Below are 23,342 nucleotides of genomic sequence, written 5' to 3'. Positions count from 1 at the left end.
TCGCGGGGCTGGATTTTGGCTGATGTCGCCCGGCGGGCTGAGGTGCCCGCAGGGCACATCCAGCCTCGCCGGCGTTTGAGGCGCGGGGTCCGGGGCGGAGCCCCGGGAGGCCGGGCCGCAGGGCCCGACGGCCCGTTGCGGGGACTGGGGCGGAGCCCAGGAGCCCAGGCGACCGGGGGCGGCGGGGTCAGGCCGCGGCCACCAGGTCGCGGCGTCGCGGCGACGGGACGAACGCCACGCCGTGCCGGTTCACGCGCAGGCGGAGGTTGCCCACGCGGGCCAGGACCACCGCGATCCCGACAGAGGCGAGCAGCGAGACGACGCCACCCGCGGCCATGCCGATCCGCGCACCGTAGGTGTCGGTGACCCAGCCCAGCAGCGGAGCCCCCAGTGGGGTGCCGCCGGTGAAGACCATCATGAACAGGGCCATGACCCGCCCCCGCATCTCGGGGTCGGTCGCCATCTGCACGCTGGAGTTCGCCGTCACGTTGACCGTCAGGCCGAAGACCCCGATGGGTACGAGCAGCGCGGCGAACAGCCCGAAGCCGGGCGCGAAGGCGGTCACGAGCAACAGCCCCGAGAACAGCACGGCCGCCGCCACCAGCAGCCGCAGCCGCGAGTGTCCGCGCCGGGCCGAGAGCAGGGCGCCCGCCAGGGAGCCGGCCGCGATCAGGGTGTTGAAGAGCCCGTACGTGCCCGCGTCCCCGTGGTAGACGTCGTTCACGAACGCCGACAGCCAGATCGGGAAGTTGAACCCGAAGGTGCCGATGAAGCCCACGAGCACGATCGGCCAGATCAGCTCCGGGCGGCCGGCGACGTACTGCAGGCCTTCGCGGAGCTGTCCCTTGGAGCGGGGCTGCGGCTCGACGGGGTGCAGTTCGGACGTCCGCATCATCAGGAGGCCGGCGATGGGCGCGGCGAAGGACAGCCCGTTCAGCAGGAAGGCCCAGCCGGAGCCGACGGCGGTGATCAGCACACCGGCGATCGCCGGGCCGACCAGCCGCGCGGACTGGAAGTTGGCCGAATTCAGGCTGACGGCGTTGGCGACCTGGCCCTTGCCGACCATCTCGGGGACGAAGGTCTGCCGCGCCGGGTTGTCCACGACGGTGACCAGGCCGAGTACGAAGGCGGCGAGGTAGACGTGCCAGACCTGGACGTGTCCCGCCAGGGTGAGCACGGCGAGGGCGATGCCGGTCAGGCCCATCGCGCTCTGGGTGACGAGCAGCAGCGGCCGCTTCGGCAGCCGGTCGGCGAGGACGCCTCCGTAGAGGCCGAACATCAGCATCGGCAGGAACTGCAGGGCGATCGTGATGCCGACGGCGGACGCGGACCCGGTCAGGGAGAGGACCAGCCAGTCCTGTGCGATGCGCTGCATCCAGGTGCCGGTGTTCGAGACGACCTGGCCCGTCGCGAAGAGCCGGTAGTTCCGGATCTTCAGCGAGCTGAACATCGAGTTCTTGCGCGCGGGGGTGCCCCGCGGTGTTTCAGAGAGGGTGGATGTATGGCCGGGTGCGGAGTCTGCTCCGGTTCCCGTACTCAAAAGCGGTCGCCTCCTGGCGTCGTTCCTTACAAGTGGGCGAGCTTCTCCAGGACGGGCGCGGCCTCGCGCAGCTTGGCCCATTCGTCCTCGGTCAGCTCGGCCGCGAGGCCGGCCAGGAAGGCGTTGCGCTTGCGGCGGCTCTCTTCGAGCATCGCCTCGGCTTCCTCCGTCTGGCGGACCACCTTCTGGCGGCGGTCGTCCGGGTGCGGCTCCAGCGTGACCAGTCCCTTGGCCTCCAGCAGCGCGACGATGCGTGTCATCGACGGCGGCTGTACGTGCTCGCGCCGGGCCAGCTCGCCGGGCGTCGCCTGGCCGCAGCGGGCGAGGGTGCCGAGGACCGACATCTCGGTCGGGCTCAGCGACTCGTCGACGCGCTGGTGCTTGAGGCGCCGGCCCAGTCGCATGACGGCGGAGCGGAGGTCGTTCACGGCGGCAGCGTCGTCGCCATGGGAGAGGTCGTGCATGTCCTTAGAGTAACTCATTACCCAGTCTAAAGAAAACCGGTTATGGGTCGTCACTCGTACGGGTGAGTCGGCGGTGGAAAGTGACACGCGTCCGTGCGCTGTGCCCCGACTCTTTCGGCATGGGGACACATGTGCTGAGCATGCGCATAGACGGGGAGCTCCTCGACAGGCTCCGGACTCATGCCGCCAAACGCGGAATGAGCGTCCAGGACTATGTGGTCCGGACGCTCATTCGCGACGACTTCGACGAACGCTTCAAGGCGGCCGTCGACGAGACAGAGAAGTTCTACGGGCTCACCTGATCAGGTGCGACCCGCGCGGGGTGCTCACGTGAGGCCCAGCGCCGGCATCGCGTAGTAGAAGACGAACACCGCCGACACGACGTACATGGCCACCGGGACCTCGCGGCCCCGGCCCGTCGCCAGCCGCAGCGCGCAGAAGCTCACGAAGCCGATGCCGATGCCGTTGGTGATCGAGTAGGTGAAGGGCATCATCACCATGGCCAGGAAGGCCGGGACGGCGATGGTGAAGTCGCTCCAGTCGATGTCCTTGACCGAGCCCGCCAGGATCAGGAACCCGACCGCCACCAGGGCGGGGGTGGCCGCCTGGGAGGGGACCATGGTGGCGAGCGGGGTCAGGAACAGCGCCACGGCGAAGAGGCCGCCCGTCACGACGTTCGCCAGACCCGTACGGGCGCCCTCGCCGACCCCGGCCGTGGACTCCACGAAGCAGGTGGTGGCCGAGGAGGAGGTCGCGCCGCCCGAGGCGACGGCCAGGCCGTCGATCAGCAGGACCTTGTTGATGCCGGGGAAATCGCCGTTCTCGTCGATCAGCTTCGCCTCGTCGCCGACGCCCAGGATCGTGCCCATGGCGTCGAAGAAGCAGGACAGCAGCACGGTGAAGACGAAGAGGGCGCCGGTCAGCATCCCTACCTTCCCGAAGCCGCCGAACAGGCTGACCTGGCCGACGAGCCCGAAGTCGGGCGCGGCCACCGGGTTGCCCGGCCACTCGGGGACGGTGAGGCCCCATGCCTCGTTCGGCAGATCGGTGATCAGCTGGACGGCGACCGCGATGACGGTCATCACCACGATGGAGATCAGGATCGCGCCCGGCGTCTTGCGGATCAGCAGGGCGAGGGTGAGCAGCACACCGACCACGAAGATCAGCACCGGCCAGCCGTGCAGGTGGCCGTTTCCGCCGAGCTGGAGCGGGACGGTGGTGTGCGCGGCGTCCGGGATGCGGGAGACGAAGCCCGCGTCGACCAGTCCGATCAGCATGATGAACAGGCCGATGCCGATCGCGATGCCCTTGCGCAGGCCCACCGGGACGGCGTTCATGACCCGCTCGCGCAGGCCGGTGGCGACGAGCAGCATGACGACGAAGCCGGCCAGGACGACCATGCCCATCGCGTCGGCCCAGCTCATGCGCGGGGCGAGCTGGAGGGCGACGACGGTGTTGACGCCGAGGCCGGCGGCCAGCGCGATCGGGACGTTGCCGATGACACCCATGAGGAGCGTGGTGAAGGCGGCGGTCAGGACGGTGGCGGTGACGAGCTGGCCGCCGTCGAGCTGGTGCCCGTACATGTCCTTCGCGCTGCCCAGGATGATCGGGTTCAGCACGATGATGTAGGCCATCGCGAAGAAGGTCGCCAGGCCGCCGCGGACCTCACGGGCCACGGTCGAGCCGCGCTCGGAAATCTTGAAGTAACGGTCGAGGCCCGATGTTCCCTGGGGGGAGGGCTCCGGGAGGGTGGCCACGGGGGTGGGGGCCGGGGTGCTCATACGGTCCTCATTGGGTGGTTCATACGAAGAAAATGGGCCGCGCCCACAGCGTTTCAGTATGAACACATGAACGAAGGAGCGTCTATCTCCGCGCGTAGACAACGAATCCGCGCACCTAGACTTGCCGCATGGCGAAATGGACTGCGAAGCACGAGGCGCCCGAGCCCCTGGAGGGCCCGGTCGTCGCCACCGTCACCGGCGGCACGATCCTCTGGTTCGCCATGTTCGTGGTCCAGCTCCCCTTCTACGGCTGGTTCGCCGACCGGGACCTCCTGTGGTGGGTCTGGACCTGCGCGGCCGGCGGCTTCCTCGGCCTGATCGGCATCTGGTACGTCCGCGGCCGCGACGCCGCCCTCAAGCGGCACGCGGCAGCGGAACGGGCGGCCGGGGCCGAGCAGTCGGATCCGCCCCCAGCCGGCGATTGACGCGCGGGACCGCGAGGGGCGCGACCCAGGGACGATTCGGGTCATCCCGAAGTCGGATCTTGCGCCTGCTCGGCGGGTGAAGCCCCCCAACCCCCTCTAACGTCGAAGGCATGACGCAGCGGGCGAGGACCGACCAGGACGGGCCGGACCGGGCCGGCGCCGCCATCGACGCGGGGGCCGAGCTCGACCCGGTCCACCCCGTGCGGCCACCGGCGCCCCGGTTCAAGCCCGCCGGACTGACCACCACCGAAGTCGCCGAGCGCGTCGCGCGCGGTGAGGTCAACGACGTCCCCGTCCGCAGCAGCCGCTCCACGACCGACATCGTCCGCGCCAACGTCTTCACCCGGTTCAACGCGATCATCGGCGTGCTCTGGGTGATCATGCTCTTCGTCGCCCCGATCCAGGACAGCCTCTTCGGCTTCGTGATCGTCGCGAACACCGGCATCGGCATCATCCAGGAACTGCGCGCCAAGAAGACCCTCGACAGTCTCGCCGTCATAGGCGAGGCCAGACCGAGCGTGCGCCGCGACGGCCGGACCGCCGAGATCTCCACCTCCGAGATCGTCCTCGGCGACGTCATCGAACTCGGTCCCGGCGACAAGGTCGTCGTCGACGGAGCGGTCGGCGAGGCCGACGGCCTGGAGATCGACGAGTCCCTGCTCACCGGCGAGGCCGACCCCGTCCTGAAGAAGCCCGGCGACCAGGTCATGTCCGGCTCGTTCGTCGTCGCCGGCGGCGGCGCGTTCACCGCCACCAAGGTCGGCCGCCAGGCTTACGCCGCCCAGCTGGCCGAGGAAGCAGCCCGCTTCACCCTCGTCCACTCCGAGCTGCGCTCCGGCGTCTCCACCATCCTCAAGTACGTCACCTGGATGATGATCCCGACCTCGATCGGCCTGATCATCAGCCAGCTGATCGTCAAGGACTCCAACCTCAAGGACTCCATCGCCCGTACCGTCGGCGGCATCGTCCCGATGATCCCCGAAGGCCTCGTCCTCCTCACCTCCGTGGCCTTCGCGATCGGCGTCATCCGGCTCGGCCGCAAGCAGTGCCTGGTCCAGGAGCTGCCCGCCATCGAGGGCCTCGCCCGCGTAGACGTGGTCTGCCTCGACAAGACCGGCACCCTCACCGAGGGCGGCATGGACGTCACCGAGCTCCGCCCGCTCGGCGGCACGGATCCCGCGTACGTCAAGAAGGTGCTCGGCGCCCTCGGCGAATCCGACCCCCGCCCCAACGCCAGCCTCCAGGCGATCATCGACGCCTACCCCGACAGCGCGGAGTGGCGCTGCACCGAGTCCCTGCCGTTCTCCTCCGCCCGCAAGTACAGCGGCGCCAGCTTCAGCGAGGGGGACGGCGAGAACAATACCTGGCTGCTCGGCGCCCCCGACGTACTCCTCCCCGCCGGGGACCCGGCCCTCAACGAGATCAGCGGCCTCAACGAGCAGGGTCTGCGGGTCCTCCTGCTTGCCCGGTCCGCCCGCGAACTGGACGACGCGGCCGTCGCCACCGGCGTCCGGCCGACCGCCCTGGTCGTCCTGGAGCAGCGGCTGCGCCCCGACGCCGCCGACACGCTGCGCTACTTCGACGACCAGGACGTCAAGGCCAAGGTCATCTCCGGCGACAACGCCGTTTCCGTCGGCGCGGTCGCCGGCAAGCTGGGCCTGCCGGGCGCGGAGAACACCGTCGACGCCCGGGGACTTCCCGCCGGACAGGCCGACATGGCGACGGTCCTCGACGACAACTCCGTGTTCGGACGGGTCACCCCGCAGCAGAAACGGGACATGGTCGGCGCCCTCCAGGCCCAGGGCCACACCGTCGCTATGACGGGCGACGGCGTCAACGACGTGCTCGCTCTCAAGGACGCCGACATCGGGGTGTCGATGGGCTCCGGTTCGGAGGCCACCCGCGCCGTCGCCCAGATCGTCCTCCTCAACAACAGCTTCTCCACCCTCCCCTCGGTGGTCGCCGAAGGCCGGCGGGTCATCGGCAACATCACCCGGGTGGCCACCCTCTTCCTCACGAAGACGGTCTACTCGGTGCTGCTGGCCGTCCTGGTGGTCTGCTCGCAGGTCGAATACCCCTTCCTGCCCCGCCACCTGACGCTGCTGTCCACGCTCACCATCGGCATCCCGGCGTTCTTCCTGGCCCTGGCCCCGAACAAGGAGCGGGCGCGGCCGCACTTCGTGAAACGCGTGATGCGGTACGCGATCCCGGGCGGCGTGATCGCGGCGACCGCCACCTTCGTGACGTACCTGATCGCCCGTCACCACTACACCGGCCCCGACGCCCTCAATGCCGAGACCAGCGCCGCGACCCTCACGCTGTTCCTGACCTCGATGTGGGTCCTGGCGATCATCGCCCGCCCGTACACGTGGTGGCGCGTCGGCCTGGTCGGCGCGATGGGCGGCGCCTTCCTGATCGTGCTGGTCGTGCCGTGGCTCCAGGACTTCTTCCAGCTCAAGCTGGTGGGTGTGACGATGCCGTGGATCGCGGTGGCCATCGCGGCGGGCGCCGCCATCCTGATCGAGTTCACCTTCAGGTGGGTGAACCGCAAGTTCCCCGCGTAGCACGCGCCGCGACCCCGTCCCAGCCGTACCTGTCCCACTCGGATACGCACGACGGAGTCCTGGGAGAATTCCAGGACTCCGTGCGCTCCGTGCGCCCGGACGGAGAGGGAGGGAACCCGACGATGGGCAGACTCTGGGACAAGTACATGGGCACCAAGTACCCCGACACCGGTGTCAGGCCGCTGCCCGCCATGGAACTCCGCCACGCGCTGCTCGCGCTCAACGGGCCGGACGTGCCGTTCGCCGTGCGCAACGGCACCCCGAAGGAAGGCGCCGACCTGGTGGCGGAGTGCCGGATCCAGGAACTGCGCCTGACCCTCAAGATACGTATGCGGCTGGTCCCCTCGACCCGTGAGGTGCGTACGCTCGACGAGCGGTGGGAGCCGTCGCAGGACTCCGGCGAGCAGTACGGACGTGGGCCGGCGCACGCGGTGTACAAGCAGTGGGAGTTCAGGAAGGGTCCGGACGGCCGCCGGCGCAAGGTCGAGACGCTCCGCTTCGACACGCGGGATGTGAAGAACCCCCTGCGGAACACGGTCATCGGCGCGGGATGGACCTGGCGAGGAGTGTTCAAGCTGTGACCGGCCCGCCCGGGTCCTCCCGGGCGGGCCGTTCGGCGATGCACGGCACCAGCCGCCGCGGGCTGGGCCGACAGCATCCGAAAGAGACGGCCTAGTCGAACCAGCGGTCGCGCGCCAGTTCCCCCGTGCGGGACGGGTCCTCCAGGAGGGCCGCCACCTCGAAGCGGCGGGGCCACTGGCCCGCAGACCAGGCCAGGCCCGCCGCGACGCCCTCCAGGGTGGAGGCGTGGAGGGTGCCGTCCGGGGTGCGGCGCCAGTCCAGTTCGGTGCCGCCCGCGATCAGCTCCTCGTGCTCGACGTAGGTGTACGGGGTCGAGGGGCCCAGCAGGACCCGGACCGCCTCCGGGACGTCGTGCTCCTCGCCCGGCGTGCTCACCTCCGCCGGGACCGTCTCCGAGAGGCGCCGGACCTGGAGGAGGTCCGCCAGGTCGGCCGCCCGGGACGGGGACACCGGGAGCAGGGGCAGGCCCGCGGTCAGCGGCAGCAGGTCCGGGGCGTCGGCGATGACCGCGTCCGCCGCGTCCCCCACGCGGACCTCGCCGTCCACCACCGCGCGCAGCTCGTCCGGCAGGGTGACCTGCTCGGGGTCCAGGTCGGCCAGGGCGTTGTAGAGGCCGTGCAGCTGGCGGTCCGTCACGTCACGGTCAGGGTCGGCGAGCCGGCCCAGGAGCTCGGCCGCGCCACCCGGCTCGTCCAGCAGGGCCGCCACCGTGGTCCGTACGCCCAGGGCCCGCAGCACCTGCTCGTCCTCGAAGCCGGTCGCGTCCGCCGGGGTGTAGAGGCCCTCCAGCAGCGGATCGCCGCCCGCCGCGCGCAGGCCCGCCGGGCGGCGGCCGTCGAGCACCGGGTGGTCGCGCAGCCACCAGGCGGTGTACGGGCGCACGGACTGCGTGGTGCCGTCCGGGAGGAGGATGCGCACGGGCTGGGTCAGCGCGTCCCGCAGCGGTGGCTGCGCCAGCATGGCCAGGGCCTGGGGCCAGCAGTCGTCGTCGACCAGGTCGAGGTCGCGCACGGCGACGAGCTCGGTCGCCACCGGCGGCACCGGGGTGTCCGGCAGCTGGTCCAGTACGTCCTCGCACCACACGTCCACCGCGTCGAGCAGGCCCGCGTCGTCGGGCTCGGCGAAATCGCCCTCGCGCGGCTCCAGTTCGTCCGGGTCCAGGACCACGTCGGTTGCGCGGACCAGCTGGAAGGCGGCCAGCACGCCGCAGGCGGTGAGGGTGTCGGCGTCCCACCGGGAGGCCAGTTCGGCGTCGACGTACGGGACTTCGTCCTCGCGGATGACCGAGGCGAGCGGCGAGCCGGGCAGCAGCAGTTCGCCCGCCGGGGTCAGTTCCCCGTCCTCGTCCGGGAGGGCCAGCGCGCCCAGCCAGGGCTCGTCGCCCGGGCTCAGATCGGCGTCGCGGACCAGGCCCAGGACCACGTCGGCCAGTTCCTCCGCGTCCAGCGCGTCCTCGTCCCAGATCTCGCCCGCGTCCAGCGAGGCCGCCACCGCCGCCCGGACCTGCGGGGTCGTCAGCACCGCGCGCGGCGTCGCGGGCAGGGCCCCGAGCTTCTCCAGCAGCGGGTGCGTGGCGTCCGGGTGGGCCACCTTCAGCCCCAGCCGGGCCAGGTCCGCCGGAGTGTCCGCGTACGGGAGGAGGACGTGGCGCGGCCCGATCGTCGTACGGCCGTCGGCGAGCGGCACGGGCAGCCCGGACAGCCGGTCGGGGTCCACCCCGGCCAGGCTGTCGTAGAGCCGGTGCCACCAGTCGGGGGTGCGCTCGATGCCCGCGATCCGCTCGATGGCATCGCCCAGCGGGAGCCGGCCCACGCCCAGGGTGCGCAGCTCGGCGCGGCGCTCCAGGCCGGCCGGGAGCAGGGTCGGCAGGACCTCGGCGAGGACCCGTACGGTGTCGGCGCCCGCGCCCTCCACGACCTCGGCCTCGAAGGGGCGCAGGGCGCCCCGTTCCTCCGCGTGCTCGGGCGGCGCGGCCGGCGCGAGGAAGGCCGTACGGGGCAGTCGCCGCAGGACGGCGGCGCGCAGGGCCCCGTCCAGCTCGCCCTTGCCGAGCGGGCCGGGCACCAGGTCCACGAGGGCGGTGGTCACCGGGTCCCAGGCGCCGAGGAGTTCGGCGTACGCGTCGGCCGCGCGCTCCACGAGGAAATCGGTCAGCGGACCGGGCGCGGGATGCCGGCGGGTGGTGTCCAGCGGCAGGGTCGCGATGAGCAGGGCCGGGATGCCGAGGGGTTCGTCCGTCGGGGTCGGGGCGTGCACCACCGGCGCGGTGGCCGGGCGCAGCGGGGCGCCGTCGGTGTCGACGGGCACCGCCCAGGACACCGTCCAGGAGGGCCGCAGCCGCTCCTCCACCGGCCGGTCGGCGAGCAGGGCCCGCTCGATGGGTCCGCCGTGGCGGACGGTGCGCCAGCGACTGGTGCCCGACCGGGAGTCCTCGATGACGGTGTACGGGCCTTCGTCGTGGCGGTACAGGGTGCGGGCGGGGCCGGCCGAGCCGCTCGACGGTGTCTCGATGACGATCTCGCGCAGCCCGGGCAGGGTGAGGAGGAGGGCGTCGTCGATACCGGTGAGGAGCCGCTCCACGAGGTCCTCGGCGGCGGCGTCGCGCAGCGGGAGGACCACCACGGTGTCGTAGCCCTCGGGCGCCGTGCCCTCGGCGGGCAGCGGGAGCCGCAGCAGCGGGACGTGGCCGTCGCGGCGGCGCAGCTCGTCGCCGAGGCCGGGGCTGCCGACGGCGGCTTCGCGGGCCAGCTCGCGGGCCTCCGCCAGGGACCAGCGGACACCGCCGTGGCGGCCGAGCACCGCGGGTTCGTCGGAGACGGCGAGGACGGCCGCGAAACCGACACCGAAGCGGCCGACGGTGTCACCCGAGCCGGAGCCGGAGCCCGTTCCGGATTCGCGCTTGGCGGAGGCGCGCAGGGTGCTCAGCGATTCCACGCCCGTGGCGTCGAGCGGGGCACCGGTGTTGGCGACGGCCAGCACCGCGTGCCCGCCCCCGCCGGAGTGCAGGGTCAGCCGCAGCCGGCCCGGTACCTGTGCCCGGGCCGCGGCGTCGGCGGCGTTCTGCGCCAGCTCGACGACGAGCCGGTCGCGGTAGCCGCCGAGAGCCAGGTCCTCCTCGGCGTTGGCGTCCTCGCGGAACCGGGCCGGCCCCGCGCCCCAGGAGTCGAGCACCCCGCGCCGCAGCCGGGCCGTGCCGAAGGGGTCCACACCGTTCTGGGCCGCCGTCACTCGCACGCTCACGCCGCTGCCTCCAAGAATTGCCGTACCCGAACGTCCTGAAGGTAGCGCGTACGGGGCTGCCGCTTCCCCGTGAGGTGGGCGAACACGGCGTACGCCCCGGCCCCGCGCCGGTGGAACGCGGGAGCCCCCGGTGACACGAGGTCACCGGGGGCTCCGACGGTCGGTCGTTCAGAGCTTCTCGATCACGTAGTCGATGCACGCGGTCAGCGCCTGCACGTCCGCCGGGTCGATCGCCGGGAACATCGCGATACGGAGCTGGTTGCGGCCGAGCTTGCGGTACGGCTCGGTGTCCACGATCCCGTTGGCGCGCAGCACCTTGGCGACGGCCGCCGCGTCGATGTCGTCCGAGAAGTCGATCGTGCCGATGACGGCGGAGCGCTTGTCGGCGTCCACGACGAACGGGGTCGCGTACTTCGACGCCTCGGCCCAGCCGTACAGGTTGCGCGCGCTGGCCGCCGTACGTCCGGTCGTGAACTCCAGACCGCCCTGGCCGTTCATCCACTCCAGCTGCTCGTTCAGCAGGAAGAGGGTCGACAGCGCCGGGGTGTTGTACGTCTGGTTCTTCAGCGAGTTGTCGATCGCCGTCGGCAGCGAGAAGAACTCCGGGATGTGCCGGCCGGAGGCGTGCACGCGCTGCGCACGCTCCAGGGCCGCCGGGGAGAACGCGGCCAGCCACAGGCCGCCGTCCGAGGCGAAGGACTTCTGCGGGGCGAAGTAGTAGACGTCGGTCTCGGTGATGTCCACCGGCAGACCGCCGGCACCCGAGGTCGCGTCCACCAGGACGAGGGACCCGGCGTCGGCGCCCGCGACGCGCTTGACCGGCGCCGCGACACCCGTCGAGGTCTCGTTGTGGGTGTACGCGTACACGTCCACGCCCGCCTCGGCGACCGGCTCGGGGTGCGTGCCCGGCTCGGAGGAGATCACGGACGGCGCGTCCAGCCACGGCGCGAGCTTCGCGGCCTTGGCGAACTTGGAGGAGAACTCGCCGAAGGTGAGGTGCTGGGACTTCTGCTCGATCAGCCCGTGGGTCGCGATGTCCCAGAAGGCGGTGGAGCCGCCGTTGCCCAGGATCACCTCGTAGCCCTCGGGGAGGGAGAAGAGGTCCCGGAGCCCCTGGCGCACCGAGCCGACCAGGTTCTTGACCGGGGCCTGGCGGTGCGAGGTTCCGAGCAGGGAGGTTCCGGTGGCGGCGAGGGCGTCCAGCGCCTCGGTCCGCACCTTGGAGGGGCCCGCGCCGAAGCGTCCGTCGGCGGGCTTGATGTCAGCGGGAATCTGGATCTCAGCCACGAGCGGAGCGTATCGGGTCCCGGTCCGTGCTTCGGACGCGCGTCCACCCGATGAGACGCACGGGCGTGGTGGGAGGCTTTGGGACGTGACGTCTCCCGGGGAACTCGAACGGACATTGCGGGCGCGGCTGCGCGGGGAGGTGGACTTCGGGGCCGCGGCGCGGGCGCTGGTGACCATGGACGCCTCCAACTACCGGCGCGTCCCGCTGGGCGTGGTCAGCCCGCGCGATGCCGAGGACGTGGCGGCCGCCCTGCGCGTGTGCGCCGACGCCGGAGTCCCGGTCGTCCCGCGGGGCGGCGGCACCTCCATCGCCGGGCAGGCGACGGGGCTCGGGGTGGTGCTCGACCTCACCCGGCACATGAACGCCGTGGTGTCGGTCGATGCGGCCGCGCGCACCGCCGTGGTCCAGCCCGGGCTGGTGCTCGACCGGCTGCGGGACGCGGTGCGCCCGTACGGGCTGACCTTCGGGCCGGACCCCTCCACGCACTCGCGCTGCACCCTCGGCGGCATGATCGGCAACAACGCGTGCGGCGCCCACTCGGTCGCCTGGGGGACCACCGCGGACAACGTGGCCGAGCTGGCGGTGACGGCGTACGGGGGCTCCTCGTACCGGATCGGGACCGGCTGGGCGGGTGCGCCGGCCGGGCTGCGGGAGCTGGTCGACGGGAGCCTGGCGGTGCTCCGGACGGGGATGGGCGGCGGCTTCTCGCGGCGGATCTCCGGCTACGGCGGGCTCGACGCCCTGCTGCCCGAGCGGGGCGTCGAGCTGGCCCGGGCGTTCTGCGGGAGCGAGGGCACGCTCGGGGTGGTGACCGAGGCAGTGGTGCGCCTGGTGGAAGCGCCGCGCGCGCCGGCGCTCGCGGTGCTCGGGTACGCGGACGAGAGCGCGGCGGCGGACGCGGCGGCGGGGTTGCTCCCGTACCGCCCGCTGACGGTGGAGGGCATGGCGGAAGACCTGGTCGGGGGCGCGGGCGGGCTGCCGCGGGGCGCGGCGTGGCTGTTCGTGGAGATGGCGGACGAGGGCGGCGCCCGCTCGCTCGTACGGGGCGCTGACGCGCTCGACGCGGTGGTGGTCACGGACCCGGCGGGGCAGCGGGCCCTGTGGCGGATCCGGGAGGACGCCGCGGGCACGGCGACACGGCTGCCGGGAGGCGAGATGGCCTGGCCGGGCTGGGAGGACTGCGCGGTGCCGCCGGCCCGGCTGGGGGCGTACCTGCGGGAGTTCCGCGCCCTGCTGGCGCAGCACGGGCTGCGGGGGTCCCCGTACGGGCACTTCGGGGAGGGCTGCGTCCACGTACGGATCGACTTCGACCTGGCATCGGCGGGTGGCGTGGCCCGCTTCCGGGCCTTCTCCACCGAGCTGGCGGATCTGGTCGTCGCGCACGGCGGCTCGTTGTCGGGGGAGCACGGGGACGGGCAGGCGCGGGCGGAGCTCCTGCCGAAGATGTACGGCCCGTCGGTCATCGCCCTCTTCGGCGCGTACAAGGACGTGTGGGACCCGGCGGCCGGAATGAACCCGGGGATGCTGGTCCGGCCGGCACGGCTCGACGAGAACCTCCGCTTCGCCGTGCTGCCCGGGACGTCCTTCGCCGGCGAGGTCGCCCGGTGCGTCGGCGTCGCGAAATGCCGTTCCGTGGACGTCGGCGGTCCGGGGGTGATGTGCCCGTCGTACCGGGCCACGGGGGAGGAGCGGCACTCCACGCGGGGCCGGGCCCGGCTGCTGCACGAGATGCTCGCCGGGGAGGTCGTGGAGGACGGCTGGCGCTCGGCTGAGGTCGCCGAGGCACTGGACTTGTGCCTGGGCTGCAAGGGATGCCTCAGCGACTGCCCGGTGGGCGTCGACATGGCCTCCTACAAGTCGGAGTTCCTGCACCGCCACTGGGCGGGCCGCATCCGCCCGCTCGCCCACTACACACTGGGCGGCCTGCCGGACTGGCTCCACCTGATCGCCCGTCTCCGCGCGGCGGGGGCGGTCAACGCCCTGGCGCGCCTGCTCCCGGTCCCGGGGCTGACCCGCGAACGGACGCTGCCGGAACTGGCCCGCGAGCCGTTCAGGCGCGGGTGGCGCGGCCTGCCTGCTCCATCCCCGCCGGCGGTTGGGGCGCGGGGGCCCGGGCGGAGCCCCGGTCCCGGGAAGGGGCGGGCTGGGGGAAGCCGCCCGCAGGGCCCCGCGACCGTCACGCTCTGGCCGGACACGTTCACGGAGCACCTGGCCCCGGATGCCGGCCGGGCGGCAGTACGCGTCCTGGAGGCCGCCGGCCTGGGAGTGTCCGTCCCGCCGGGCAGAGTGTGCTGCGGCCTCACCTACCTCTCCACCGGCCGTCTCGACCGTGCCCGCAAGGTCCTCAACCGCACCCTGGACACCCTCGGCGAGATCCGGGCCCCCGTCCTCGTCCTGGAACCCAGCTGCGCCGCAGCCCTCCGCGCCGATCTGCTCGCCCTCCTCCCCGACGATCCCCGGGCCCGGCAGCTGGCGGCAGCCGTCCGCACGTTCGCCGAGACCCTGGAGGAATACGCCCCGGACTGGCGGCCGCCCCGCCTCGACCGGCCGGTGGCCGGCCAGACCCACTGCCACCAGCACGCGGTCCTCGGTGACGCCGCCGACCGGCGGCTGCGCGAGCGCGCCGGCCTGATGGGTGAGCTCAGCGGCGGCTGCTGCGGCCTGGCCGGGAACTTCGGCTTCGAGCCGGGCCACCACGCGGTGTCGGTGGCGTGTGCGCAGGAGCAGCTCCTCCCGTCCCTGCGTACCGCCCCGCCAGGCGCCCTGGTCCAGGCCGACGGGTTCTCCTGCCGCACCCAGATCGCGCAGCTGGGCGGGGTCCGGGCCCGCCACCTGGCAGAACTCCTGGCGGAGGGGCTGGAAGAGGAGGGTCTGTAAGGCAAGACACGGAGCAGCACTCCTTACGACCCACTAATCTGGATAAATGCCCGCACCTTCGTCCCCCTCCCCGGTCACCGCAGCCGCCACGGCACCCACCTCGACAGCCGCCCCGGCAGCGGACAGCGCCCCGCCGTCTGCCAAGGGCGCCCTCCTCGGGCCGGTCGCGCTGGTGATCTCGGCGGGGATCTCGGTGCAGTTCGGTGCCGCCCTCGCGGTCATGATCATGCCGAAGGCCGGGGCGGCGGGCGTGGTCACCCTGCGCCTCGCGGCCGCCGCGGTCGTGCTGCTGCTCCTGTGCCGCCCCAAGATCCGCGGCTACGTCCGCGCCGACTGGGGCACGGTGGTCGCCTTCGGCGTGGCCATGGCGGGCATGAACGGACTCTTCTACCAGGCCATCGACCGGATCCCGCTCGGCCCGGCCGTCACCCTGGAGGTGCTGGGGCCGCTCGCCCTCTCCGTCGTGGTCTCCCGGCGCCTGGTGAACCTGCTGTGGGCGGGCCTGGCCCTGGGCGGTGTCGTGCTGCTGTCCAGCCACGGCGGGGGCGGCTTCGGCGGTCTCGACCTCCTCGGCGCGGCCTTCGCGCTCGGGGCGGGCGCGATGTGGGCGGCGTACATCGTGTTCAGCGCGCGTACGGGCCGCCGCTTCCCGCAGGCGGACGGCCTGGCCCTGGCGATGGCGGTGGCCGCGCTGCTCTCGCTTCCGCTGGGCATCGTCGAGGCCGGCTCCGACCTGCTGGTTCCGAGCACCCTCGCGCTGGGCGTCGGCGTGGCCGTCCTGTCCTCCGTGCTCCCGTACACCCTGGAACTGCTGGCCCTGCGGCGGCTCCCGGCGTCGACCTTCGCGATCCTGATGAGCCTGGAGCCGGCCATCGCGGCCACCGCGGGCTTCCTCGTCCTGAACCAGGCCATGTCCGCCCTGGACGCCCTGGCCATCGCGCTGGTGATCGCGGCCAGCATGGGCGCCGTCCGCTCCCAGACCCGCAAGCCGACCCGCGAGCAGACCCGCAAGACGCCCCGGGAACGACCCCGGAAGCAAGGAGCCTGATGGACGCCGTCACGTACCTTGCCGGAGTTCCAGAGGCCCGCCGCCCAGCCCTGACGCGGCTGCGTGAGCTGTGCCTCGCGGAATTGCCGGGCTTCGAGGAGGTCATCGCGTACGGGATGCCCGCGTACGTGCGGCCCGGCGAGCCGGCCGGGGAGATCGCCTGGGCGAACCAGAAGCAGTACGTCTCCTTCTACCTGCTGCGTACGGACATCCGCGACGCCTTCGCGGACCGCCTGGCCGGCCACGACATGGGCAAGGGCTGCCTCCGGTTCCGCCGTGCGGACCGGATCGACTTCGATCTCGTACGCGACCTCCTCCGCGCGACGGCCGGAGCTGCGCCGGGCAAGGTCTGCTGAAGCCGGGCGGTGGCCCGGGCGCGGGCTACTCGGGTGTCGTTTCTCCGGCGACCCACGAGAGATAGGCGGCCGAGCCGGTGGACACGGGGAGCACGATCCACTCGGGTACGTCGTAGGAGTGTGCGGTCCCGACCCATTCGGTCAGGGCGGGCAGCCGCTCGCGGGTCGTCTTGTAGGAGACGCGCCACTCCGTGGCGGTCTCCACGGCCCCCTTCCACCGGTAGACGGCGGTGACGGGCGGGTCGATGTGCGCGCAGGCCGCCAGCCGCATCTCCACGGCGCCCCGGGCCAGCTCCCCCGCCTTGAGCGCGTCGTCGATGGCCGTCTGCGCGACCACGATGCCGGGCGCGGTCCCGGTCCCGGTTCCGGTCCCGGTCTCGGTCCCACGCCCAGGCCCAGTCCCGGTCCCGGTCCCGCTCTCGGTCTCGTTCGTCACGATGGCCCTCCCGCGTCGGTGTGCCCGACCCTAACCGCGGTCGGCGTAGCGGGAGGTCATCGCCGCCAGGGTGGTGTGGTCGGGGACGGGGGTGGGGGAGTCGCCGAGCTGGGAGCAGTTCTTCTCGGTCGACGAGGGCGCCGGCTGGATCCACGACTGGACGATGGACTTCACCCGTCGCGCCTGAGGCCGTACGCCCGATGAGCCGCTACGCCGGCCCAGGCCGTCCGCCGGCCCCTGAGTCCGTACGCCCGTCCCGCCGGCCTCGGGGGACCGGCCGGGCGGGCGTACGACGGCACGAGGGCTACCCGAGCGGCAGGTCCAGGTAGGAAGGCGTCGGCTCCGGTGAGGTGAACGCCAGCGTCGCGCGCGGCAGGTTGGCGTCGCCGTAGAAGGGGTCGCGGGCGTCGATCACCAGCATCAGCCGGTTGCCGCGCGGGACGTCGTACGCCGTGGCCTGGAGCTCGATGTCCGCGCTGATCAGGCTGTCGGGCCCCGAGTCGAGGTCGCTGAAGGGGGCGTGCGTGACGATGTGGGCCGAGCCGTCGGGCGCCGTGTCGAGGAGGTACGCGACGAACGTGGACCCGGGGTTGGCCGCCCGGTAGGTGACGCGCAGTTTCGGCGTGCCCCGCAGGCGGGTGGTCTCCGGAGCCGGGGCCGCGGCCCAGACCGCGGCGACGGAGCGGTCGATGTCGCCCGTCGGGTAGACCTTCGGCCGGCCGGCCATCTCGGCGTAGCCGGCCGTGACGACCGCGTCGGCGACGGTCGCCGGGGTGTCCACCCCGCACAGCACGGTCGACGTCCAGCCGGCCTCCGGCTCCTCCGCGAGTTCCCCGCCGCCCGCCAGGTACAGCCGGTGTACGTGTTCGGTGAGGGAGGGCCAGGTCGGGCGGGGTTCGAGGGTCTGGCTCCACATGACCTCGCTGAGCACCTGGCCCTCGTCGGCGATGCCGTTGCCGATCCCCTTGAGGTGGTGGTCGAACCATCGGTGGGCGTCGGTCCATATCCGGTTGGGCAGGCCGTACATCCCGGACGACTCGGGGCCGGAGTGGTCGCCGATGGACAGGACCAGGCGCTTGGGGCCGGTCAGCTCGTTGAACATCTTCAGGGTCTGGTTGGGCGGGAAGAGCGTCTCGTGCCAGGCGTGCGCGTAGAACACCGGCACCTCCCGCCGGTTGAACTCCTTGACGTGCGTGAAGGGCGAGCGCTGCTCCGCCCAGGCCAGGGTGCCCTGGACGTCGCGACCGGCGAGGACGTTGTCGAAGACGCTCTGCGTCTGCGGGCTCAGCCGCGCTTTCGCGGCCGCCTTGAGCAGGGCCCGTACGGCTTCGACGTGGCGCGTGGAGTTCTCGTAGAACGCCTCCCCGAGATCGCCCCAGCTGCTCAGCGCGACCACCGCGTCGACCCGGGTGTCGTGCGCGGCGACCAGCTGGCTGATGCCCGAGCCGTACGAGTCCCCGAGGAAGCCGATCCCCGTCACCGGGCCGGCGGTGCGCTCCACGAGGTGGTCCAGGGCGCGGCTCGCGTCGGCGACGTCGAGCGGGCCGGCCACCTCCACCTGGCCCTCGGACGCGGCGAAGCCGCGGGTGGTGTAGGCGAGGACGTTGTAGCCGCGGGCCGCGAACAGGGTGGCCTGGACGGCGTACACGAGCCAGCCCAGGCTGGTCCAGGGCGAGGGCATCACGATGAGCGGGCGCGGCTGGACCCCGGTGTGACGCCAGAGCGCGGCGTCGAGCCGGTCCCCATCGGCGCCGGTCACCCTGGCCCGGCTGAAGACGGCGACGGAGCGGAGCTCGGCGATCTCGGCGGCGCGGGCGGGGGCGAGGCCGGTGACGTCGCCGCTCTCCAGGGCGGTGACGAAGGCGCCGAGGGCGGTCGCGTCGAGTTCGGGGTAGAGGGAGAAGGGGGTTCGGGCTGCTTGAGTCACGTCGGTTCATCCTCTTCGTCGTCGTCTGCATCGTCTGCGTCGAGTGCGTCGAGTGACATGAACGTGCTGCTGCGTTCGCCCGGGGCCCTGAGCGGAACGTCCAGTATCGACGGGACATCCGGTGACGTTTCGCGAGTTTCCGGCTTACGGCCTGAATCGCCCCCCGCACACCCGGTGGCGGGGCGCAGTGGGACCAGCACCCTCTGTGATGGGAGCCAACTCGCGCTCGCCTGGGCCGGGTTGGCGCCGGTGGCGGGAACGTGCCGCCCCTGGGGTCAAATCATGCAAGCACGCTTGATTGTTTTCTCGGAGGCTGCCACTCTTCCCCTCACGCCGAGAGGGGAGCACGCCGTGCCCGATCCGTTCGCCGTCGATGCCACCGCCCATGCCACCGCCCATGCCGGCGCCCAGGTCGCTGCCGCCACCGTCGCGGTCCTCGCGGATCTGCGCGAGGAGGGCAGTGAACTTGACGTCCTGGTTGCGGAGTTGCCGGAGCCGGACTGGGCCCGGCCCACCCCCGCACCCGGCTGGAGCGTCGCCCACCAGATCGCCCACCTGCACTGGACCGACCGGGCCGCGCTGCTCGCCCTCACCGACGCCGACGGCTTCGGCCGCATGGTCGAGGAGGCCCTCAAGGCCCCCGACTCCTTCGTCGACGAAGGAGCCGAGGAGGGCGCGGCTCTGCCGCCCGCCGAGCTGCTCGCCCGCTGGCGCTCCGCGCGCACCGTGCTCGACGAGGCCCTCGCCGCGGCCTCGCCCGACACCCGCTTCCCCTGGTACGGGCCGCCGATGAAGGCCGCCTCCATGGCCGGCGCCCGGCTGATGGAGACCTGGGCGCACGGCCAGGACGTCGCCGACGCGCTCGGCGTACGCCGCACCCCGACGGCCCGGCTGCGGCACGTGGCCCGGATCGGCGTACGGGCCCGCGACTACGCCTTCGCCGTCCGCGGACTGCCCGCGCCCGCCGAGGAGTTCCGGGTGGAGCTGACGGCCCCCGACGGCCCGGACGTGTGGACGTACGGTCCGCCGGACGCCCCGCAGCGGATCGCGGGCCCGGCGTTCGACTTCTGCCTCCTGGTGACCCAGCGGGCCCACCGCGCGGACCTGTCCCTGACCGCGACCGGCCCCGACGCGGACCGCTGGCTCGACGTCGCCCAGGCCTTCGCGGGCCCGGCGGGCCCCGGCCGCGCGCCGGGAGCCTCGCGGTGACCCGTCGCGCACCGTCCCGTCCGCTGCCACGCCCGCTGCGCATCGGCAACGCGTCCGGCTTCTACGGCGACCGCTTCGACGCCCTGCGCGAGATGCTCACCGGCGGCGAGCTGGACGTGGTCACCGGGGACTACCTGGCCGAGCTGACCATGCTGATCCTGGGCCGCGACCGCCTGAAGAACCCGGACCTCGGCTACGCCAAGACCTTCTTGCGGCAGCTGGAGGAGGGGCTCGGGCTCGCGCACGAGCGGGGCGTACGGATCGTCGCGAACGCGGGCGGCCTGAACCCGGCCGGACTGGCCGATGCCGTACGGGCGTTGGCGGCCGAAGCCGGGGTTCCCGTCTCCGTCGCGCACGTGGAGGGCGACGACCTGATGCCGTACGGGGAAGGGGCGCTCACCGCCAACGCCTACCTCGGCGGCGCCGGCATCACCGCCTGCCTGCGGGCGGGCGCGGACGTGGTCGTCACCGGCCGGGTCACGGACGCGGCGCTGGTCAGCGGCCCGGCGGCCTGGTGGTTCGACTGGGATCCGGAGGACTACGACCGGTTGGCGGGGGCGGTGGTGGCGGGCCACGTCCTGGAGTGCGGCACCCAGGCCACCGGCGGGAACTACTCCTTCTTCACCGCCCACGACGTCCGCCGCCCCGGCTTCCCCCTCGCGGAAGTCTCCGAGGACGGCTCCTCGGTGATCACGAAGCATCCGGGCACGGGCGGGGCCGTCACCACGGGGACGGTCACGGCCCAGCTCCTCTACGAGACCCAGGGCGTCCGCTACCTCGGCCCGGACGTGACGGCGCGCCTGGACACGGTCCGGCTGTCCGAGGAGGGTCCCGACCGCGTCCGCATCTCGGGTGTGTGCGGAGAGGCTCCCCCGCCCTCCCTCAAGGTGGGCGTCACCCGCGTCGGAGGCTGGCGCAACGAGGTGGTCTTCGTCCTCACCGGCCTGGACATCGGGGCGAAGGCGGACCTCGTCCGGGCCCAGCTCTCGGAGGCCCTGGAGGGCGTGGCCGACGCCACCTGGACCCTGTCCCGCACGGACCACGAGGACGCCCCGACGGAGGAGACGGCCAGCGCCCTCCTGCGGCTGGTGGTCCGCGACCCGTCCCCGGACCGGGTGGGCCGCGACCTGACCTCGGCGGCGATCGAACTCGCCCTGGGGAGCTACCCCGGCTTCCACGTCACCGCCCCGCCGGGCCCGGCCCAGCCGTACGGGGTCTTCGCCTCGGCCCTCGTCCCGGCGGATTCGGTCCCCCACGTGGCGGTCCTGACGGACGGCACCCGCCTGCCCATCCCCGCCGCGCGGAGCCTTCCCCCCACCCCGCCCCTCCCCGAAACCGTGGGCCGCGCCCCCACTCCCCCTTCCCGGGGCTCCGCCCCGGCCCCCACGGGGGCTCCGCCCCCGGACCTCCAGCCGGGCTCCGCCCGGACCCGCGCCTCAAACGCCGGCGGGGCCGAAACGGCGCTCCGCGCCATCCAGCCCACGCAGAGGCAGGGCGCGGATGCATATCCAGCCCCGCCGGCGTTTGAGGCGCGGGGGTCCGGGGGCGGGGCCCCCGTCGGGGCCGGGGCGGAGCCCCGGGCTCGGGGTCTTGGAGCGGAGCCCCGAGTTTCGGGAAGGGGCGGGGCGGGGGAGAGCCCCGCAGGGCCCACCACCCGCGCCCCCCTCGGGGCAGTGGCCGGAGCCCGCAGCGGGGACAAGGGCGGCGACGCCAACGTCGGCGTCTGGGTGGAGACCGACGCCGCCTGGGCCTGGCTGCACCACACCCTCACCACGGAGACCTTCAAGGCCCTGCTCCCCGAGGCCTCCGGCCTCCCCGTCACCCGCCACGAACTCCCCCACCTCCGCGCCCTGAACTTCACCGTCACCGGCATCCTCGGCGACGGCGTCGCCTCCGGCCACCGCTTCGACCCCCAGGCCAAGGCCCTCGGTGAATGGCTCCGTGCCCGCCACCTCGACATTCCGTCCCACCTGCTGCCCACACCCGCCCCGGAGAAGACCGGCCCATGACCCGCCTCGGCACCACCGTCGACCCCCACGCCCCCGAGCACGCGCAGGCCCGTACCGCCGCCCTCGAACGCCTCGCCGCCCTCGACGCCGAGCACGCCAAGGCCCTCGCCGGGGGCGGCGAGAAGTACACGGCCCGCCACAAGACCCGCGGCAAGCTGCTGGCCCGCGAGCGCGTCGAGCTGCTCCTCGATCCCGACACCCCGTTCCTGGAGCTGTCCCCGCTCGCCGCCTGGGGCAGCGACTACCCGGTCGGCGCCTCCATGGTCACCGGCATCGGCACCGTCGAGGGCGTCGAATGCCTCGTCACCGCCAACGACCCCACCGTCCGCGGCGGTGCCAGCAATCCCTGGACCCTGAAGAAGGCGCTGCGGGCCAACGAGATCGCCCGGCAGAACCGCCTTCCCTGCATCAGCCTCGTGGAGTCCGGCGGCGCCGACCTGCCCTCCCAGAAGGAGATCTTCATCCCGGGCGGCGCGATCTTCCGCGACCTCACCCGGCTCTCCGCCGAGGGGATCCCCACCGTCGCCGTCGTGTTCGGCAACTCCACCGCCGGAGGCGCGTACATCCCCGGCATGTCCGACCACACCATCATGATCAAGGACCGCTCCAAGGTGTTCCTCGGCGGCCCGCCGCTGGTCAAGATGGCCACCGGCGAGGAGAGCGACGACGAGTCCCTCGGCGGCGCCGACATGCACGCCCGCACCTCCGGCCTCGCCGACTACTACGCCCTCGACGAGCACGACGCGATCCGCCAGGCACGACGCGTCGTCGCCCGGCTCAACCACCGCAAGCCGCACGCGGACCCGCCGGAGGCCGACGAGCCGCTGTACGACCCGGAAGAGCTCCTCGGGATCGTCCCGCCCGACCTCAAGACGCCCTTCGATCCCCGCGAGGTCATCGCCCGCCTCGTCGACGCCTCCGACTTCGACGAGTTCAAGCCCCTCTACGGCACCAGCCTCGTCACCGGCTGGGCCACCCTCCACGGCTACCCGGTCGGCATCCTCGCCAACGCCCAGGGCGTGCTCTTCAGCGCCGAGTCGCAGAAGGCCGCCCAGTTCATCCAGCTCGCCAACCAGCGCGACATCCCGCTGCTGTTCCTCCACAACACCACCGGCTACATGGTCGGCAAGGAGTACGAGCAGGGCGGCATCATCAAGCACGGCTCGATGATGATCAACGCGGTCGCCAACTCCCGCGTCCCCCACCTCTCCGTCCTGATCGGCGCGAGCTACGGCGCCGGCCACTACGGCATGTGCGGCCGCGCCTACGAGCCCCGCTTCCTCTTCGCCTGGCCCAGCGCCAAATCCGCCGTCATGGGGCCCCAGCAGCTCGCCGGAGTGCTCTCCATCGTGTCGCGGCAGTCCGCCGCCGCGAAGGGACAGCCGTACGACGAGGAAGCGGATGCCGGGATGCGGGCCTTCGTCGAGGCGCAGATCGAGTCCGAGTCACTGCCCATGTTCCTGTCCGGACGGCTCTACGACGACGGGGTCATCGACCCGCGTGACACCCGCACCGTCCTCGGCCTGTGCCTGTCGGCCGTCCACAACGCCCCCGTCGAGGGCGCCCGCGGCGGCTTCGGCGTCTTCCGGATGTGAG

General features: G+C 72.8%; 18 protein-coding genes. 10 read left to right on the top strand and 8 right to left on the bottom strand.

Annotation, left to right across the window (positions count from 1 at the left end; genetic code table 11):
* Positions 1–187: 187 nt before the first annotated feature.
* Positions 188–1,540 (bottom strand): MFS transporter, encoded by a 1,353-nt coding sequence (locus AB0D48_RS15200; RefSeq protein WP_362395654.1) that lies wholly within the window; start codon positions 1,538–1,540, stop codon positions 188–190.
* A gap of 26 nt (positions 1,541–1,566) precedes the next feature.
* The gene (locus tag AB0D48_RS15195) at positions 1,567–2,004 is read right to left on the bottom strand and encodes a MarR family transcriptional regulator (protein WP_267726860.1); all 438 of its coding nucleotides are present in this window, start codon (positions 2,002–2,004) and stop codon (positions 1,567–1,569) included.
* A gap of 119 nt (positions 2,005–2,123) precedes the next feature.
* Here AB0D48_RS15195 and AB0D48_RS15190 point away from each other — a divergent pair, with 119 nt between their 5' ends.
* Positions 2,124–2,306 (top strand): hypothetical protein, encoded by a 183-nt coding sequence (locus AB0D48_RS15190; RefSeq protein WP_030156886.1) that lies wholly within the window; start codon positions 2,124–2,126, stop codon positions 2,304–2,306.
* Positions 2,307–2,330: 24 nt separating this feature from the next.
* On the opposite strand, the gene AB0D48_RS15185 is transcribed toward AB0D48_RS15190, so the two are convergent.
* Entirely contained in the window at positions 2,331–3,785 is a 1,455-nt protein-coding gene (locus AB0D48_RS15185; RefSeq protein WP_362395651.1) for an NCS2 family permease, read from the bottom strand.
* A gap of 128 nt (positions 3,786–3,913) precedes the next feature.
* Between AB0D48_RS15185 and AB0D48_RS15180 the strand changes: the two genes are divergently transcribed.
* The 3 genes from AB0D48_RS15180 (at position 3,914) to AB0D48_RS15170 (ending at position 7,355) form a co-directional block, all read left to right on the top strand.
* Positions 3,914–4,210 (top strand): DUF2530 domain-containing protein, encoded by a 297-nt coding sequence (locus AB0D48_RS15180; RefSeq protein WP_362395648.1) that lies wholly within the window; start codon positions 3,914–3,916, stop codon positions 4,208–4,210.
* Between the two features lie 110 nt (positions 4,211–4,320).
* Positions 4,321–6,774, top strand: a complete 2,454-nt coding sequence (locus AB0D48_RS15175; protein ID WP_362395645.1) for a cation-translocating P-type ATPase — start codon at positions 4,321–4,323, stop codon at positions 6,772–6,774.
* A 122-nt stretch (positions 6,775–6,896) separates the two neighbouring features.
* Positions 6,897–7,355: a hypothetical protein gene (locus AB0D48_RS15170; RefSeq protein ID WP_362395642.1), complete on the top strand. Its 459-nt coding sequence runs from the start codon at positions 6,897–6,899 to the stop codon at positions 7,353–7,355.
* 91 nt (positions 7,356–7,446) lie between these two features.
* On the opposite strand, the gene AB0D48_RS15165 is transcribed toward AB0D48_RS15170, so the two are convergent.
* Together AB0D48_RS15165 and serC are read right to left on the bottom strand one after the other, a co-directional pair.
* Entirely contained in the window at positions 7,447–10,596 is a 3,150-nt protein-coding gene (locus AB0D48_RS15165) for a molecular chaperone Hsp90 (protein WP_362395639.1), read from the bottom strand.
* Between the two features lie 168 nt (positions 10,597–10,764).
* On the bottom strand, positions 10,765–11,883 hold the full coding sequence (gene serC, locus AB0D48_RS15160) for a phosphoserine transaminase (RefSeq protein WP_362395636.1): 1,119 nt from the start codon (positions 11,881–11,883) through the stop codon (positions 10,765–10,767).
* A gap of 175 nt (positions 11,884–12,058) precedes the next feature.
* Here serC and AB0D48_RS15155 point away from each other — a divergent pair, with 175 nt between their 5' ends.
* Genes AB0D48_RS15155 through AB0D48_RS15145 form a run of 3 tightly spaced genes read left to right on the top strand, consistent with a single transcriptional unit; the run spans position 12,059 to position 16,165 of the window.
* Positions 12,059–14,761: an FAD-binding and (Fe-S)-binding domain-containing protein gene (locus AB0D48_RS15155; protein ID WP_362396046.1), complete on the top strand. Its 2,703-nt coding sequence runs from the start codon at positions 12,059–12,061 to the stop codon at positions 14,759–14,761.
* Between the two features lie 46 nt (positions 14,762–14,807).
* Entirely contained in the window at positions 14,808–15,809 is a 1,002-nt protein-coding gene (locus tag AB0D48_RS15150; RefSeq protein WP_362395633.1) for an EamA family transporter, read from the top strand.
* Positions 15,809–16,165: a DUF1801 domain-containing protein gene (locus AB0D48_RS15145; protein WP_362395630.1), complete on the top strand. Its 357-nt coding sequence runs from the start codon at positions 15,809–15,811 to the stop codon at positions 16,163–16,165. The genes AB0D48_RS15150 and AB0D48_RS15145 overlap by 1 nt, the downstream gene beginning before the upstream one ends.
* A 25-nt stretch (positions 16,166–16,190) precedes the next feature.
* Here the strand turns inward: AB0D48_RS15145 and cutA are convergent, their stop codons facing one another.
* The 3 genes from cutA to AB0D48_RS15130 form a co-directional block, all read right to left on the bottom strand.
* Entirely contained in the window at positions 16,191–16,601 is a 411-nt protein-coding gene (gene cutA / locus AB0D48_RS15140) for a divalent-cation tolerance protein CutA (protein WP_362395627.1), read from the bottom strand.
* Between the two features lie 30 nt (positions 16,602–16,631).
* Positions 16,632–16,775 (bottom strand): hypothetical protein, encoded by a 144-nt coding sequence (locus tag AB0D48_RS15135; protein WP_362395624.1) that lies wholly within the window; start codon positions 16,773–16,775, stop codon positions 16,632–16,634.
* A 130-nt stretch (positions 16,776–16,905) separates the two neighbouring features.
* Positions 16,906–18,528 (bottom strand): CocE/NonD family hydrolase, encoded by a 1,623-nt coding sequence (locus tag AB0D48_RS15130; RefSeq protein WP_362395621.1) that lies wholly within the window; start codon positions 18,526–18,528, stop codon positions 16,906–16,908.
* Positions 18,529–18,879: 351 nt separating this feature from the next.
* On the opposite strand from AB0D48_RS15130, the gene AB0D48_RS15125 reads away from it, so the two are divergent.
* Genes AB0D48_RS15125 through AB0D48_RS15115 form a run of 3 tightly spaced genes read left to right on the top strand, consistent with a single transcriptional unit; the run spans position 18,880 to position 23,341 of the window.
* A complete protein-coding gene (locus AB0D48_RS15125) occupies positions 18,880–19,737 on the top strand; it encodes a TIGR03084 family metal-binding protein (RefSeq protein WP_362395619.1) in 858 nt (285 codons plus the stop codon).
* 23 nt (positions 19,738–19,760) lie between these two features.
* Positions 19,761–21,746, top strand: a complete 1,986-nt coding sequence (locus AB0D48_RS15120; RefSeq protein ID WP_362396044.1) for an acyclic terpene utilization AtuA family protein — start codon at positions 19,761–19,763, stop codon at positions 21,744–21,746.
* Positions 21,743–23,341, top strand: a complete 1,599-nt coding sequence (locus AB0D48_RS15115; RefSeq protein ID WP_362395617.1) for a carboxyl transferase domain-containing protein — start codon at positions 21,743–21,745, stop codon at positions 23,339–23,341. Before AB0D48_RS15120 ends, AB0D48_RS15115 begins: the two co-directional genes overlap by 4 nt.
* Position 23,342: the final 1 nt, after the last annotated feature.

This window comes from Streptomyces sp. NPDC048269 (assembly GCF_040652395.1).
Taxonomy (GTDB): Bacteria; Actinomycetota; Actinomycetes; order Streptomycetales; family Streptomycetaceae; genus Streptomyces.
Note: the sequence above shows the minus strand (reverse complement) of the source record. Positions and strands in the feature narration are given on the sequence as shown.

Coding starts and splice junctions, on each gene's coding strand:
- AB0D48_RS15195 (WP_267726860.1), bottom strand. CDS start 2,004: ATGCACGACCTCTCCCATGGCGACGACGCTGCCGCCGTGAACGACCTC.
- AB0D48_RS15190 (WP_030156886.1), top strand. CDS start 2,124: ATGGGGACACATGTGCTGAGCATGCGCATAGACGGGGAGCTCCTCGAC.
- AB0D48_RS15185 (WP_362395651.1), bottom strand. CDS start 3,785: ATGAGCACCCCGGCCCCCACCCCCGTGGCCACCCTCCCGGAGCCCTCC.
- AB0D48_RS15180 (WP_362395648.1), top strand. CDS start 3,914: ATGGCGAAATGGACTGCGAAGCACGAGGCGCCCGAGCCCCTGGAGGGC.
- AB0D48_RS15175 (WP_362395645.1), top strand. CDS start 4,321: ATGACGCAGCGGGCGAGGACCGACCAGGACGGGCCGGACCGGGCCGGC.
- AB0D48_RS15170 (WP_362395642.1), top strand. CDS start 6,897: ATGGGCAGACTCTGGGACAAGTACATGGGCACCAAGTACCCCGACACC.
- AB0D48_RS15155 (WP_362396046.1), top strand. CDS start 12,059: ATGGACGCCTCCAACTACCGGCGCGTCCCGCTGGGCGTGGTCAGCCCG.
- AB0D48_RS15150 (WP_362395633.1), top strand. CDS start 14,808: ATGCCCGCACCTTCGTCCCCCTCCCCGGTCACCGCAGCCGCCACGGCA.
- AB0D48_RS15145 (WP_362395630.1), top strand. CDS start 15,809: ATGGACGCCGTCACGTACCTTGCCGGAGTTCCAGAGGCCCGCCGCCCA.
- AB0D48_RS15115 (WP_362395617.1), top strand. CDS start 21,743: ATGACCCGCCTCGGCACCACCGTCGACCCCCACGCCCCCGAGCACGCG.